Annotated in this window: 11 protein-coding genes and 1 tRNA gene; 2 read left to right on the top strand and 10 right to left on the bottom strand. The window is 29.4% G+C overall.

What is annotated here, in order from left to right; all coding sequences use genetic code 11:
- Positions 1-22 precede the first annotated feature (22 nt).
- The 5 genes from prfH to BN1865_RS14625 form a co-directional block, all read right to left on the bottom strand.
- The gene (prfH, locus tag BN1865_RS14645) at positions 23-610 is read right to left on the bottom strand and encodes a peptide chain release factor H (RefSeq protein WP_050638007.1); all 588 of its coding nucleotides are present in this window, start codon (positions 608-610) and stop codon (positions 23-25) included.
- A complete protein-coding gene (locus BN1865_RS14640; protein ID WP_050638006.1) occupies positions 604-1,620 on the bottom strand; it encodes an RtcB family protein in 1,017 nt (338 codons plus the stop codon). The genes prfH and BN1865_RS14640 overlap by 7 nt, the downstream gene beginning before the upstream one ends.
- A gap of 255 nt (positions 1,621-1,875) precedes the next feature.
- The gene (locus tag BN1865_RS14635) at positions 1,876-3,918 is read right to left on the bottom strand and encodes an MBL fold metallo-hydrolase (RefSeq protein WP_050638005.1); all 2,043 of its coding nucleotides are present in this window, start codon (positions 3,916-3,918) and stop codon (positions 1,876-1,878) included.
- Positions 3,919-4,039: 121 nt separating this feature from the next.
- Positions 4,040-4,798: a MurR/RpiR family transcriptional regulator gene (locus tag BN1865_RS14630; RefSeq protein WP_050638004.1), complete on the bottom strand. Its 759-nt coding sequence runs from the start codon at positions 4,796-4,798 to the stop codon at positions 4,040-4,042.
- Positions 4,795-5,538 carry a MurR/RpiR family transcriptional regulator gene (locus tag BN1865_RS14625; protein WP_050638003.1) on the bottom strand — a complete coding sequence of 248 codons (744 nt, stop codon included), beginning with the start codon at positions 5,536-5,538 and terminating at the stop codon, positions 4,795-4,797. Before BN1865_RS14625 ends, BN1865_RS14630 begins: the two co-directional genes overlap by 4 nt.
- Before the next feature lie 110 nt (positions 5,539-5,648).
- On the opposite strand from BN1865_RS14625, the gene BN1865_RS18990 reads away from it, so the two are divergent.
- Positions 5,649-5,774 carry a hypothetical protein gene (locus tag BN1865_RS18990; RefSeq protein WP_255351769.1) on the top strand — a complete coding sequence of 42 codons (126 nt, stop codon included), beginning with the start codon at positions 5,649-5,651 and terminating at the stop codon, positions 5,772-5,774.
- A gap of 9 nt (positions 5,775-5,783) precedes the next feature.
- Here BN1865_RS18990 and BN1865_RS14620 read toward each other — a convergent pair.
- Positions 5,784-5,859 (bottom strand) — tRNA-Gln (locus BN1865_RS14620).
- A 51-nt stretch (positions 5,860-5,910) separates the two neighbouring features.
- On the opposite strand from BN1865_RS14620, the gene gltX reads away from it, so the two are divergent.
- Positions 5,911-7,329 carry a glutamate--tRNA ligase gene (gene gltX, locus BN1865_RS14615; protein WP_050638002.1) on the top strand — a complete coding sequence of 473 codons (1,419 nt, stop codon included), beginning with the start codon at positions 5,911-5,913 and terminating at the stop codon, positions 7,327-7,329.
- 171 nt (positions 7,330-7,500) lie between these two features.
- Here gltX and BN1865_RS14610 read toward each other — a convergent pair whose 3' ends face one another.
- The 4 genes from BN1865_RS14610 to BN1865_RS14595 form a co-directional block, all read right to left on the bottom strand.
- Positions 7,501-9,330: a BglG family transcription antiterminator gene (locus BN1865_RS14610; RefSeq protein ID WP_050638001.1), complete on the bottom strand. Its 1,830-nt coding sequence runs from the start codon at positions 9,328-9,330 to the stop codon at positions 7,501-7,503.
- Between the two features lie 102 nt (positions 9,331-9,432).
- Complete coding sequence (locus BN1865_RS14605) at positions 9,433-10,479, bottom strand: SIS domain-containing protein (RefSeq protein WP_050638000.1); 1,047 nt, start codon at positions 10,477-10,479, stop codon at positions 9,433-9,435.
- Positions 10,469-11,746 (bottom strand): 6-phospho-beta-glucosidase, encoded by a 1,278-nt coding sequence (locus tag BN1865_RS14600; RefSeq protein ID WP_050637999.1) that lies wholly within the window; start codon positions 11,744-11,746, stop codon positions 10,469-10,471. The genes BN1865_RS14605 and BN1865_RS14600 overlap by 11 nt, the downstream gene beginning before the upstream one ends.
- Positions 11,747-11,767: 21 nt before the next feature.
- Positions 11,768-13,006, bottom strand: a complete 1,239-nt coding sequence (locus BN1865_RS14595; protein WP_050637998.1) for a PTS sugar transporter subunit IIC — start codon at positions 13,004-13,006, stop codon at positions 11,768-11,770.
- Positions 13,007-13,073 lie beyond the last annotated feature (67 nt).

Below are 13,073 nucleotides of genomic sequence, written 5' to 3'. Positions count from 1 at the left end.
TTATTTGTTATAGCCTCTTTTGTTATTTTATTCTTTTTAATTTCATTCCCTTGTAAACTCTTATAGGGTTTCCTCTGACTATTTGATTATGTTTATTCCAATTGTCATAATCAACACTTTTATTCTGAGATAACTCCATGTTATTTATCTTTTCTAACAATCTCAAATAAGCAATCTTTTTATTTTGTAATTGACTTCTTTGATCCATCGCAACAACAGATACCCCAGTTGGAATATGAATTGCTCTGACTGCAGTAGAGACTTTATTTACATTCTGTCCACCTTTACCAGAACTTCTAAAAGTTTCAAATTTTATATTTTCTACATTTTCAATACTGACTTCTTCTTTCATTATAGATATATCAACAAACCAATTCTTTCTTTTGTGATGTGGTCGAAAAGGACTCTGACATATCCATTGCACTGTCCCTTCCAAATAAGATAAATCTTCCGGTGTATATAAGACAACACTCTTTAAACAGTTTGGATGACTAAAACATCTTGAAATCACTTCTAACGATGAATATTCTTTTAACAATTCCTGATACAACAGATAACATGCGTATTCGCATTCTTTAGGTCCTTGCCCACTATTCATTTGAATTAACATTTATACGTCACCATAGGCTTTAATCGTACCACCAATTCTATACAATGATATTCTAGGAGTGTATCAATAATATCTTCAATATTCTTATATGCCTCTGTTGCCTCTTCATACAAAAGTGTTTTATGATGTGTTATCACTGTACCACCTAATTTTGATTTTTGAAGTTCATCACGTTTATATTTATTTTCTAATCTGCCTTTACAAAGATGTCTTGCCCATTTTCTACCTGCACCATGTGAAATTGAAAAAAGTGTATCAGTTTGTGGTATGCATTTGACGATATATGAATAACTTCCTCTTGAGCCAGCAATAATAGCATATTCATTTTCAAGTGAAGAAACACTTCCCTTATGATGATAATAATGACCATCAATAATTTCTAAGTAATTATGTGTACAATCAATACACAATTGATTTTTATATTGAAGATGAAGCATTTCCATTAAAATATTTGCTATCTGATATCTGTTTTCTTTTGCAAATAAAATGGCATTATTATGTTTGATAAGATAATCATTAAACTCTTCAGTTCCTTCTCTTAAACCACGAATTGAACAATATTGGCGATATATATCTTCTCCCATAGCTCTTGAACCACTATGAATAAGCATATAAACATGACTCTTATCAATCAATAAGCAATCTGCATAATCTTGATTATAAATTTTATCTATTGATTGCATTTCTGCAAAATGATTACCTCCACCAATAGAATATTCTCCAACAATATGAGTATTTTCCAATCTCTTCATAACTTTATCAATATTAAATTTCTTTAACTTGATATTTGTATCAAATAAAGACATACCACATCCTATATCATTTCCAATCAAAAATGGATATATCTTATGTTGACTACAAATTGTTACTCCTACTGGTGTCTTTCCTGGATGTAAATCTGGTAATCCAACAATATCATAAACACCATCAAAAGAAGCAATATTTTCAAGTTGATGAATAGCTTCATCTTCCATCCACAACTTGTTATTTTTTATTATTTTTATTCCCATTTTCCCTCCTGTGTTTGTCACAAGAGTATAAGAAAACACAGTAGCTAGACTGTGTTTATCTTTCTTTACACTTGTGATTGACTACTTTTAATTTCTTTATTCTCTTTTTATTATTATTGTTTCTTTCCATAGCAATCACATCCTTTCTTTTCTATATAGTAATTTATCACAAAACAAAGAATTTGTAAATATCGATCTATATTATCTTATTTGAAAACATGTCAGAATACAAATTTATTCTGACATGTTGACTATCTAATTATGTTTGTGAGTGTAATACTTTTTGAATTCATATCCGCCTATCATAAGAAGAGATATTCCTCCTACAACCATATACAACATGATTTGTGAATTATCACTTGTCGTAACAGGTTTAGGCACTTCAGTTCCTTCAGGATTTGTTGTATCTTCTGGTTTTGGAGTTGGAGTTACTAAAGTATTTTCTTCAACTTGAAATTCTGTAACAACTTGTCCATCACTAAAAACAATTGTTATTGTGTGTTTACCAACTTTTAATGTTTTCGTAAAATCTTTATGAAGAGTAATAATAGTACTTCCTTTTTCAACTGTATAATTTTGAGAATCAATAACTTGATCATCAATCATTATTTTTTGAAATTTACTAAAATCACCATTCGTTTTGAATTTAATTTCAGATCCTTGTTTAGCAATTTGAGAATCTCCTTCAGTGATTTCATACTCTTTTTTAGACAAATCATTTCTAAAATTAACAGAAGCAATATCTAATTCTTCACGATCAGTTAATCCTTTTTTAAAAATTTCACCCAATCTTTCTCCACTTACAACTTTCCCTTTTTCAACAATGACCATTCCACCTTTCCAAGAAGAATCAGCTAGATATTGTTCTTTGGCATATTCACATGCTGTCTTTACCCATGTTGCAAATTTAGGATTATTTAAATAAGGTGTATGCCCACCAATAAAATATTGAATTCCATTATCACGAGTATACTTCTCAGTTTTCTGTGCTCCATTAATCCAGTTATCAAGAGTTGACATTGAAACATTTGTACCACCTAAATGAACTTGTGCCCCCAATGTATCACCAACATAATTAACCTTGTTATCTAAATCAGCTAATTGTCCTCCTGCTTTTGTATGTTCATCAGGAATTTCAATAAATTGGAATTGTGTTCCTGCAAAAGAAAACTTCTCCATATCTTCTACATATTGAACCTTTCCAAATAACGTGACTAAATCTTGACCATTTAAAACAGTATGAGGTTCATTTTTTGGCCAAACAACTGTTGTTATATCTTTTAATCTTTTATCCTCATATATTTTTAATAAATTGTTGACATGATCACCATGCATATGGGTACAAAATATTTTTAATGATGTACATTGAGAACCAATAACTTCTTTAATAACATTATTAATAACATTTTCTCCATACATATCTACATCAATCATTAACGCTTCTTTTCCATCTTTACTCACATAAATAATTGGGTTTTCAAGGTCAGTTGCATTTAACATATAACAATTTGATGTTGTAACATTTGGCATTTTAATTGTAAAGAAATTAGCATATTGTTTTGTTAATTCACTTTGTTTATCATATGCTGATTTATCATCAAATCCCATAACTGTTCCAGTGATAGAATCATGAGCTCCAAGATCATATCCCCAATATCCATGTGAATCAATATGAAACTTTATTTGTACATCAGGATTACTTTGGCTCGTAGCAATGACATCAGTTCCACCAATAGTTGAATCTTTCTTAAAAGCTTCAGTATCATAAGCAGAATTGACATCATATTGAAGATTTGTTTTTGGATCCATTGCATTTATTTGATCTAATAATTCTAATAACTGGTCAATATACTCAGCAGTTACTTTATGACCTTTGTTATCTATAACACTATAGTTATTACAATTTTTTAATAATTGTTTAACTTGTTTAACATTTGTATAATAGTTAAGCATATTAAAATAACTTGTTCCTGCTTGTGAAATACCATTTAAGTATTCAGAAGCAAGATAAACATCTTTTAATTGAATATCTACTGTTAATGTTTGATGATCATCATCCTTTTTAGCAGTTAGATTTTTTGTATCTAGATGAGTTTTTAAATAATCAGATACTTTCTGGTTTGTTTTTGTCCCATCCGCTTCATACCTTGGTATAATTATACTATTGACTGCATCTTCATAACTGGCAGTAACGTCTGTTTCAGCAGCATGAACATTTTGCATAGGAATAAATGTTATTGCTAATGCTGAAGCAAGAAGGGTCTTTACAAATAATTTTGTAAAACGATTTTTCTCCATTTCCTTTTCCTCTCTTTCTTTGTATGTCATTATTTTACCATCGTAGAAAGCGTTTTCACATTTTATAAAAAGTGAACAGAATGGATAATTTGAAACAATGTATTCTTAAAAAGAAAAAGTCTCATTTATTGAGACCAATTTTTTTATAATAAAGATATTTAATCAAATCTAAAATAAGAATATATACAATATCATCATAATCTGAATTTATTGTATAAGGAATATGAATATTTAAATCTGTATTATGATCATCTTTCATTTGTGACAAAAGTACAACATTATCGTGAGCATAGCATAATTCAAGATAACCTTCTTTATTTAATTCTATGAATCTTCCAGTTAATGTTACAATCACATGAATACCTAAATTCGGTTGCAAATCAATTTGATTATATGGTGTTTGATGAACATAAATAGGAACTCCCATAATAGTCATGTCTTCACTAAATGATTCTAACAATCCTAAAGGAAAAACTGCTCCATAAAAATGAATTTTCTTTTCTTGTTTGATGAGTTCAATAAAATGATTTATTTGTTCATTTAATATCTGTATATCAAAATTCTCTTTAGAGAATAAGGATATTTTTTCTAGTAGCTGTTTTTCATTAAGATGACTGCATTTTTCTATGAGTTGTTCTTTTCTTGTATCAATACTTGTAAAGAGATTCTTTTTAAATTCTGTATAGCTTTCAAATCCAATAAGTTGACAAAACTTTAAAATAGATGTTGTAGAAACAAAACAGTTTTCTGCAAAATTTTTAATACTCATTGTTTCAATTTCATAAAGATGTTCGATAATATAACATGCTATAGAATTCATATTATCTTTTCTAATAGTATTTTGGCTCATCATAATAATAAGTGATAATACTGTATTCATACTTGTTCTCCTTGAAAAATAAGGTGACTTAATTTGGTATCTAATAATGCCAAAACAAAAGGTCTAGGGACATTCTTTTGATTATTGATTTGAACAATTTGAAAACCATGATATTCATCTTGAGAAGCTTCTCCTATATAATATTGGAAACAAGATAACTGTTGTAGATCACTTATTTTTAACATATCTGATTGATTAATAGAAGCCTCATGAAACATTTGAATTTTTTTAAAGACATCAATAATAATTAAAACATCATTTTGACTTAAATAGTGAAGACTTTCTAATAATTCAGTTTGATTCCAAACAAGTAATTCTCTTACAACAATACCATTTTTTCTTAATATATTTATCGTAGAAGATAAAGCTTCAATATCCTGATGACATCCATAGAAATATACATTTTCACTCTTTAGTAAGCATTGGGACAAATTGATTAATTGTGAATCTTTAAACAACCATGAAAAATTGTTTTCACTAAAAGAAGAATATTGCGAAATAGACAAAAGAGCATATTCTTTCATAATTTCATTTGTCATATCTTTAAAATTCTGGAATCCAGCTTTGTTATAGAATCTATGAATAGAAGCTTTTGAAATACCAGTCTCTTGCATACACTTTTGTAAATTCATTGTTTTCATTTCTTTAAGATGCTTTAAGAAATAAAACGCTAATTCACCATCTAACTGTGTTTTCCCCTCAACATCATACATTTTTTGAAGTTTATCTATAACATACATTTTTCCACTTCCCCTCTCCCATTTTCCATAATTATCATACAACTTTTCATATCATTTTCCTACTTTTTACATAAATTGAAAATGTTATAACTTTATCTTCATTAATAATTATGAACAGAAAGTTAAAAATATATAAATTGAAAGCATCTTATCATGATTCATTAGAATCTGTATTGAAATATTCAATAAATATGATAGAATCAATAAAGAAACAAAAAAACCACTTTCGTGGTTAATTTTAAAATTGGCTGGGGTACTTGGATTCGAACCAAGGAAATGTCAGATTCAGAGTCTGATGCCTTACCGCTTGGCTATACCCCAATCACAGAGATTATTATATAACTTTTTTTTATAAAAGTAAAGGAGAAGAATATGAAAATGAGAACGCGTTTTGCCCCTAGTCCTACAGGTTATATGCATATTGGAAACTTACGAACTGCTTTGTATTGTTTCCTCATTGCTAAACATGATGGTGGTGAATTTATTTTAAGAATTGAAGATACTGATCAACAAAGAGAAGTAGAAGGAGCTATTGATTTAATTTATCAGGTTTTAGAGGAAACTGGATTACATTATGATGAAGGTCCTAATAAAGATGGTGGTGTCGGTCCTTATATTCAATCACAAAGATTAGATATTTATCATGAATATGCTCAAAAACTCATTGAACTTGGTGGAGCACATTATTGTTTTTGTGAAGGTGAATTGGAAGGAGAAGATCCATGTTTACATCTTACTGATGAACAAATTCAAGAAAAATTAAATGCTAAAATCCCTGTTGTTATTAGACAAACAATTCCTACAACAGGAACAACATCATTTGATGATGAGGTTTATGGTCATATTGAAGTTGAAAATAATACATTAAATGAAGGTATTTTAATCAAAAGTGATGGTTATCCTACATATAATTTTGCTAATGTTATTGATGATCATTTGATGAATATTACTCATGTTGTGAGAGGAAATGAATATTTATCAAGTACACCTAAGTATAATCTTATTTATAAAGCTTTTGATTGGCAAATTCCAACATACATTCATTTACCACCTGTTAATAAAGATGAAACTCATAAATTAAGTAAACGTAATGGTGATGCATCTTATCAAGATTTGAAAAAACAGGGATATTTAAAAGAAGCTATTTTAAATTACATTGCATTATTAGGATGGTCTCCAGAGAATGAAGAAATTCTTTCTTTGAATGATTTAATTGAACAATTTAATATTGAGCATATTTCTAAATCACCTGCTATTTTTGATATTGATAAATTAAAATGGATGAATGGTATGTATTTAAGAGAAATGTCACTTGATAAGTTCCATGAATTATTATTACCTTATTATCAAACAATTACACGTCATGTTGATTTATTAGAATTATCTAAAGTCTTACAGCCACGATTAGAAAAATTATCAGATGTTGAAGAAAGCATTGATTTTATTAATGAAGCTCATCCATTTGATGCATCTATCTATACTCATAAAAAGATGAAAACAAATCCAGAAAATTCATTAGAAGCTTTACAACTTGTTAAAGAGCGTATGATTAACTTTGATGATTTTGATAATGATGAAGCAATGACTGATTTTTTTGTCAGTTTAGCAAAAGAAAAAGAATTAAAAAATGGTCGTATTATGTGGCCTGTTCGTGTTGCATTAACAAACAAATCTTTTACTCCTGGTGGAGCAGTTGAAATTGCACATATTTTAGGTAAAGAAGAAACATTAAGAAGAATCGAACAAGCTATTAAAGACTTAGAAATAAGTCTTTGTCCATCTCATATTTAATAAATGAAATATATTTATAATATTTCGTATTGAAAAAACATGGGTATCTTCAATATCCCATGTTTTTGTATTCTCGTTTCTATGCTATATATAACTTACAACAACGCTATTCAAACGATGCCTTATCTTTTTTTATGTAGCATTATATCCATTATATTATCTAAAAACTGTCTAATCTAGATTACTAATATATTGATAGGCATCTTGATTATCATACATTTGAACTAATGAATCTACATTTTTCTGATATGATAGAAACCTTTGTAAACACTCTACCATTTCCTCACTATGATTATGAATATAGAAAACAATAATGACTTTTACAAATTTATTTTTCCATAAAATAGCCTTTTTTAATAAATAAACTGCCATATGACTTTGATTCCTATCCCTCAGATAAAGAATGATAATTTGATTAGAAAGTTCTATCTCAGAGATATTATGATGAGATATAATTTGATAAACTTCTTCTCTTGATTGAATATGAATAAAATGTATATCTTTAGCACTTATAAAATCTTTCAATGAATACTGAATATCATGTTGAAAATAGATTTTTAATGCTTCTAAATCTTTTTCTGTACTAATAGGATTCACTCTAATAACTGGAATAATCATTTGTGGCATGATAGGCACAGTTGTAATAAGACAATCATAATCTGATAAATTATAATTACTCAACTCACTAACAGAAATTGTATTTTCAATAACCAATAAATCACGATATGTTTTTAAAATAGAAAAACTAAGCAATTCACTAGTTGCAACACTATAATCATTAACCAACAAAACTCTTTTCTTAGAAATGTTCCTTTTTCTCCGTTCTAATGCATATTGAAAATGAATAGCAATATACCCTATTTCATCCTCGACATTAACATAACATTCATTTAAAGCAATAGCTTTCCATGCTTCTATACTCATCATATAAGCAAATAAATATTTTTCTTTAATAAAATCAATTAATGGATTCCTAAGATAAGTATTAAATTTCAAACGATTTTCCATAGGACAAATATGTATCCCTATTGCTTTTCTTAAATACATATCTGCACTTAAATCAATATCGAAAATATCAGTTATATGATCAAACATATTTTGTACAATGTCATTTATTTCTTTCTTTAACTGATTATTTATACAGCTTTCAATAGCACTTGTAGAATTATTCTTTTTTCCAATGATATGTATAGCTAAATAATCTTTTTCTTGTGCATTTAGTTCTATCCCAAAATACTTCTGAATTAATTTAGCCACATCTTTAGCTACCAAAAACTCATACTCATTTTCTATCATATCAACTTCATCTTGTTGAAAATCAATTAAACAATGATTATCAATTCTATCCAATTGAACTTGAATATGAATGACAAAATTATGAAAAACACGTTCTGGCATGGTAATTCCATCATTAAAAATAAGTTCTTTTAAATCATCCATAAATTTTTGATTCTTACCAATCTTAGTCACCAACATATCAGGTTTATGATAAATATACTCTGCCATACATTGTCTATATCTAAATTCATCGCCAATGATTTTTAATCCTTTTCCATTTCTTTGAATTATTTCTAAGCCATATCTTTCTAGACATTCACGCATAATCTTCATACTACGACTAACAGATGTTCGATCTATAAATAACAATTCAGATAAATCATCTATCTTAATAAAATCTTGACTTTTTAACATCAATCCCAAAATATAATAAGCTCTTTCTAAAGGATTAGAAGGAACAAATTCACTCCATTCATTCTGAAATGTTTGTTTAAATATTTCTAATAATTCATAATTTGTGATTTTTAACTGATAACCCTTTGAAGGAATAGATTGAATACAAGCAAATTCATGAATTATTTCATTAAGGACTTTGATTTCTGTTTGAATTGTTTTCGTACTCACATTCAATAATGAAGATAACTTTTGACTTGTAAGATATTCAGATGTCTCTAAAAATAATAATAAAATACGTTGCTGCCTCTTTGTCATTTGACTGTTCATATATTCCTCTCCTTTCTTTAAGCTTTTCTATATTATAATGTGATTCAAAACAAAAGTAAAAGTTTTATCATAAGCAAAAGAAATCAGTTCTGATGAACTGATTTAGGCGATACGTGTACCAACAGTTGTCGCAAAATCTCCATAAATCGGATCGGATGAATTCATACCATTGATTTCAGGAAAATATGTACATAACACTTGAAAGATAACTACAATATTTAACCAAGATGAAGTCATAGGATAATCACCAACATGAATTGTTTGTTGATTTTCATCTCTCATTGTAGAAATAATAAGGTAGTAATCTGTTTTGGTTTTAGAAAAATCTATTAAATTATGCATTAATGTTTGTCCAGCACCTTTGGTATCTATCATGATTAAATATGAATCTTCTACAATTGTACGATGTGGCCCATGCATAAATTCTTCCATATCAAAATTCATAATAGGAATTTGCATTGTTTCTAAAATCTTTAAGGTTCCTTCTCGTGCTGTTGGATAATGAACACCAAATCCAACAATACTCATCGCTTTAGCTTTCGCCCACTCTTTATGTCCTTCACACCATTTTTTAGAATCTTGAATATTTTGAGGGAGTTCATTTATACTTTGACGATATTCTTCAATAACTTGATGTGATGATAACAGGGAGAGTTTCATCAATACTAACTGAAGAGTGATAACAGTAGCAGTAAATCCTTTCGTTTTTGGTCCTACTAATTCTTCACCACATAATATATTTATATGTGTATCAGCGCAGCTTGCAATTGGACTTTTATCATCAGCAGTCATTGCAATAGTCGGAATATGATTTTCTTTTGCTAATGTAAGACATTCTAATGTTCCAGTACTCTTTCCAGTTTGTGATAAAGCTATAAGTAGTTTGTTTTCGTTATAGGAAAGTAAAAGTGGTGAGTAATATCTTAATTGAAATGGTGTTTCTACGTGAATTATACATTCCATTTTTCTTTCTAACATTGCTTTGACAAGCATTGCTGCATTGAGTGATGATCCTGATGCTGTGATTATGATTTCCTTTTTATTGATGAACTCTTTAGGAAGAGAAGACAATGTCTTTTCTTCCTGATCAAGAATGTTTAATAAAACATCTTTTTGTTCATCAATGTATGTCCACATTTTATTTTCCATTTTTATAGAATTGTGGAAGGTAAGCTTTATGAGCTTCCAGCATCTCCTCTAATAATGGTTTTGCTATATCATAATCTCTCACCAACGGATGAGCAACAAGTGCTTCTAAAGCTATATCCTTATTTCCTGTTATAGCCGCTTCTACTGCCAATGATTCATAGGTTTTGACTGCACTAATTAATCCAACAACTGATTTAGGATAATTAGCAATTGTTAGTGGCTGCATACCATTTTTACTTACATAACATGCTGTTTCAATAACGGCATCGTCATCTAAGAAACGTACTGTTCCATTATTTGCGACATTAATAACCATCCATTTCCCCGTATCATTATATATTGCATCCATAACACCAATAGCGACTTTAGAATAACCGCCACCACCGCGTTTTGCCAATGTCTTTGGTTTTTCATAATTTGATTCATCTGCGTATTCTCTAAAGATTTGTTTTTCTAATTCAAGAATAGCTTCGCCTCTTGTTTTATCTTGTTCTTTTAATTGTTGAACCCTTTCTTTAGTATGGAAGTAATATTGTGTATATTGACTTGGGATCAAGTGTAATGTTTCCATCCAATCTTGAGAAACTGTAGTACATTTTTTTATGACTTTGCTAAATTCTTCATCAGTTATTGGTCTTCCATCGATTGTCATATGATATGAGAAATTCATATGATTTAATCCTAAATAATCATAATAAATCTTTTCTTCAGGGACATCTAATGCTTCTGCTGCCCACCATCTTGGTCTCATACCACCAGCACATAATCCTGCAACTTTAACATGACAAACTTTATTCAAAGCTTCTGTGACTAATCCAGTTGGATTTGAATAATTGATAATCCATGCATCTGGACAATATTTTTCTACATCCTTTGCAATTTCAATCATAACAGGAATGACACGGAAAGCATTAAACATTCCTCCAACCCCTGTTGTTTCTTGACCAATGAGACCATATTTTAAAGGGATTTTTTCATCATTGATTCTTGCTTTATTTCCACCCACACGAATTTGTGTAGATACAAAATCAGCCCCTGTAAATGCTTCTTCTCTTGATGTTGTACTCCAAACCTTAACATCATAATTCAAGTGTTGAATATAGCGTTTAACGAACCCCTCCATAATTTGAAGTCTTTGTTCATTAACATCTAATAAAACAATTTCTTTAACAGGTAATGTTTCTCTATGTTCAGATAATCCTTCAATTAATTCTGGTGTGTAGGAACTCCCAGCCCCTACTATTGCAATTTTTAAGTTTTTATTCATAACTCATACCTCTTTCATTTTTTATGCTTCCTGTTTTTTACTAGACAAACGTTGTCTTTCCATTGCTTTAAAGAATGGATAATAAATGCATCCTGCAATGATCAGTGATAACACACCCCATATAACTGCTGGAATATTTCCACCAGTTACTAAATAATGTGAAAAGATTGGGGGAATTGTCCATGGTATATTGGCAACAGGTCTTCCAATTATATTAAACATCATCAATAAATAAGTTCCAGCAGATAAAGTTAATGTTGTTAATGTATAAGGAATCATCATATATGGATTCATAACGAGTGGCACACCAAAAACAACGGGTTCATTAATTTCAAATAAACTAGCTGGTAAACATAATTTTCCTAATGTACTAAAACCTTTTTCTTTAGAACGGATCATCATTATAACCAATGGCAAAGTTGCTCCTCCACCACCTAAGAAAACAAACATTGTAAATCCGCTAGCAGTAATATATGGTGGTAATGTTCCAGCAGCATAAGCAGCAGCGTTTGCCCCAAACATCGTTAAGAAGAACGGATCAGCAACTGCAAGAACTGCTCCTCCATGAATTCCCACACTCCAGAGCATAGAGCGAATAAACATGAAAACCAAGAATCCAGGTAAAGTGTTCAAAGCAAAGACAAAAGGTGAAAAACAATTCATTAAAATTTGGTTTACATCTAGACCTAAAATCACTCTTATAATCCAAACTAATGTTAAAACAACTAAAGCAGGAATTAAAGACATAAATGATTTTGATACAAGTGGTGGTACTGTATCAGGAAAATGGATAACAAGATCTCTCTTTTGGAAAAAATGCATAATTGTTCCTGTCAGTAAAGCAACAATAATAGCTGTGAATAATCCTTTTGTTCCAAATAATTCTGTATTAATACCAAATTCTTCAGTCATAGTAATCAAAAGAAATGCAGCAACAGAAACAATTGCAGTGATTAGTGCATCTATTCTAATATCAGTATATCCTTCAGCAAAATAATAAGCAACACTAGCAGCTCCAACTAAACCAACAATACCAATCGTGACACTATTAACTGTTGTAATCATGGCCGCATAAGGTTCAAAAAATGATTTAATAAAATCAATTGGGATATTGGGAATAAGCAAAAATATACTTCCAATAATCGTTAATGGGACAGTAACCATCATTCCATTTTTAACAGCATTTAAATGGTGTTGATTTGCCATCTTATTTAAAGGTGGGGCTAATTTTTCTTCAACAAAATTTAATATTTTATTCATAATTTCTTTCCTTCCTTTTTGTTTTTTGAGATCTCTTTCTTTGTACACTCTCATCATACAATGTATT

Source organism: Candidatus Stoquefichus sp. SB1 (genome assembly GCF_001244545.1).
Taxonomy (GTDB): domain Bacteria; phylum Bacillota_I; class Bacilli_A; order Erysipelotrichales; family Coprobacillaceae; genus Stoquefichus.
Note: the sequence above shows the minus strand (reverse complement) of the source record. Positions and strands in the feature narration are given on the sequence as shown.

What these genes read in the sequence shown, in the direction of transcription:
- prfH (WP_050638007.1), bottom strand. Translation starts at nt 610, where the DNA reads ATGTTAATTCAAATGAATAGTGGGCAAGGACCTAAAGAATGCGAATAC.
- BN1865_RS14640 (WP_050638006.1), bottom strand. Translation starts at nt 1,620, where the DNA reads ATGGGAATAAAAATAATAAAAAATAACAAGTTGTGGATGGAAGATGAA.
- BN1865_RS14635 (WP_050638005.1), bottom strand. Translation starts at nt 3,918, where the DNA reads ATGGAGAAAAATCGTTTTACAAAATTATTTGTAAAGACCCTTCTTGCT.
- BN1865_RS14630 (WP_050638004.1), bottom strand. Translation starts at nt 4,798, where the DNA reads ATGAATACAGTATTATCACTTATTATTATGATGAGCCAAAATACTATT.
- BN1865_RS14625 (WP_050638003.1), bottom strand. Translation starts at nt 5,538, where the DNA reads ATGTATGTTATAGATAAACTTCAAAAAATGTATGATGTTGAGGGGAAA.
- BN1865_RS18990 (WP_255351769.1), top strand. Translation starts at nt 5,649, where the DNA reads ATGAACAGAAAGTTAAAAATATATAAATTGAAAGCATCTTATCATGAT.
- gltX (WP_050638002.1), top strand. Translation starts at nt 5,911, where the DNA reads ATGAAAATGAGAACGCGTTTTGCCCCTAGTCCTACAGGTTATATGCAT.
- BN1865_RS14610 (WP_050638001.1), bottom strand. Translation starts at nt 9,330, where the DNA reads ATGAACAGTCAAATGACAAAGAGGCAGCAACGTATTTTATTATTATTT.
- BN1865_RS14605 (WP_050638000.1), bottom strand. Translation starts at nt 10,479, where the DNA reads ATGGAAAATAAAATGTGGACATACATTGATGAACAAAAAGATGTTTTA.
- BN1865_RS14600 (WP_050637999.1), bottom strand. Translation starts at nt 11,746, where the DNA reads ATGAATAAAAACTTAAAAATTGCAATAGTAGGGGCTGGGAGTTCCTAC.
- BN1865_RS14595 (WP_050637998.1), bottom strand. Translation starts at nt 13,006, where the DNA reads ATGAATAAAATATTAAATTTTGTTGAAGAAAAATTAGCCCCACCTTTA.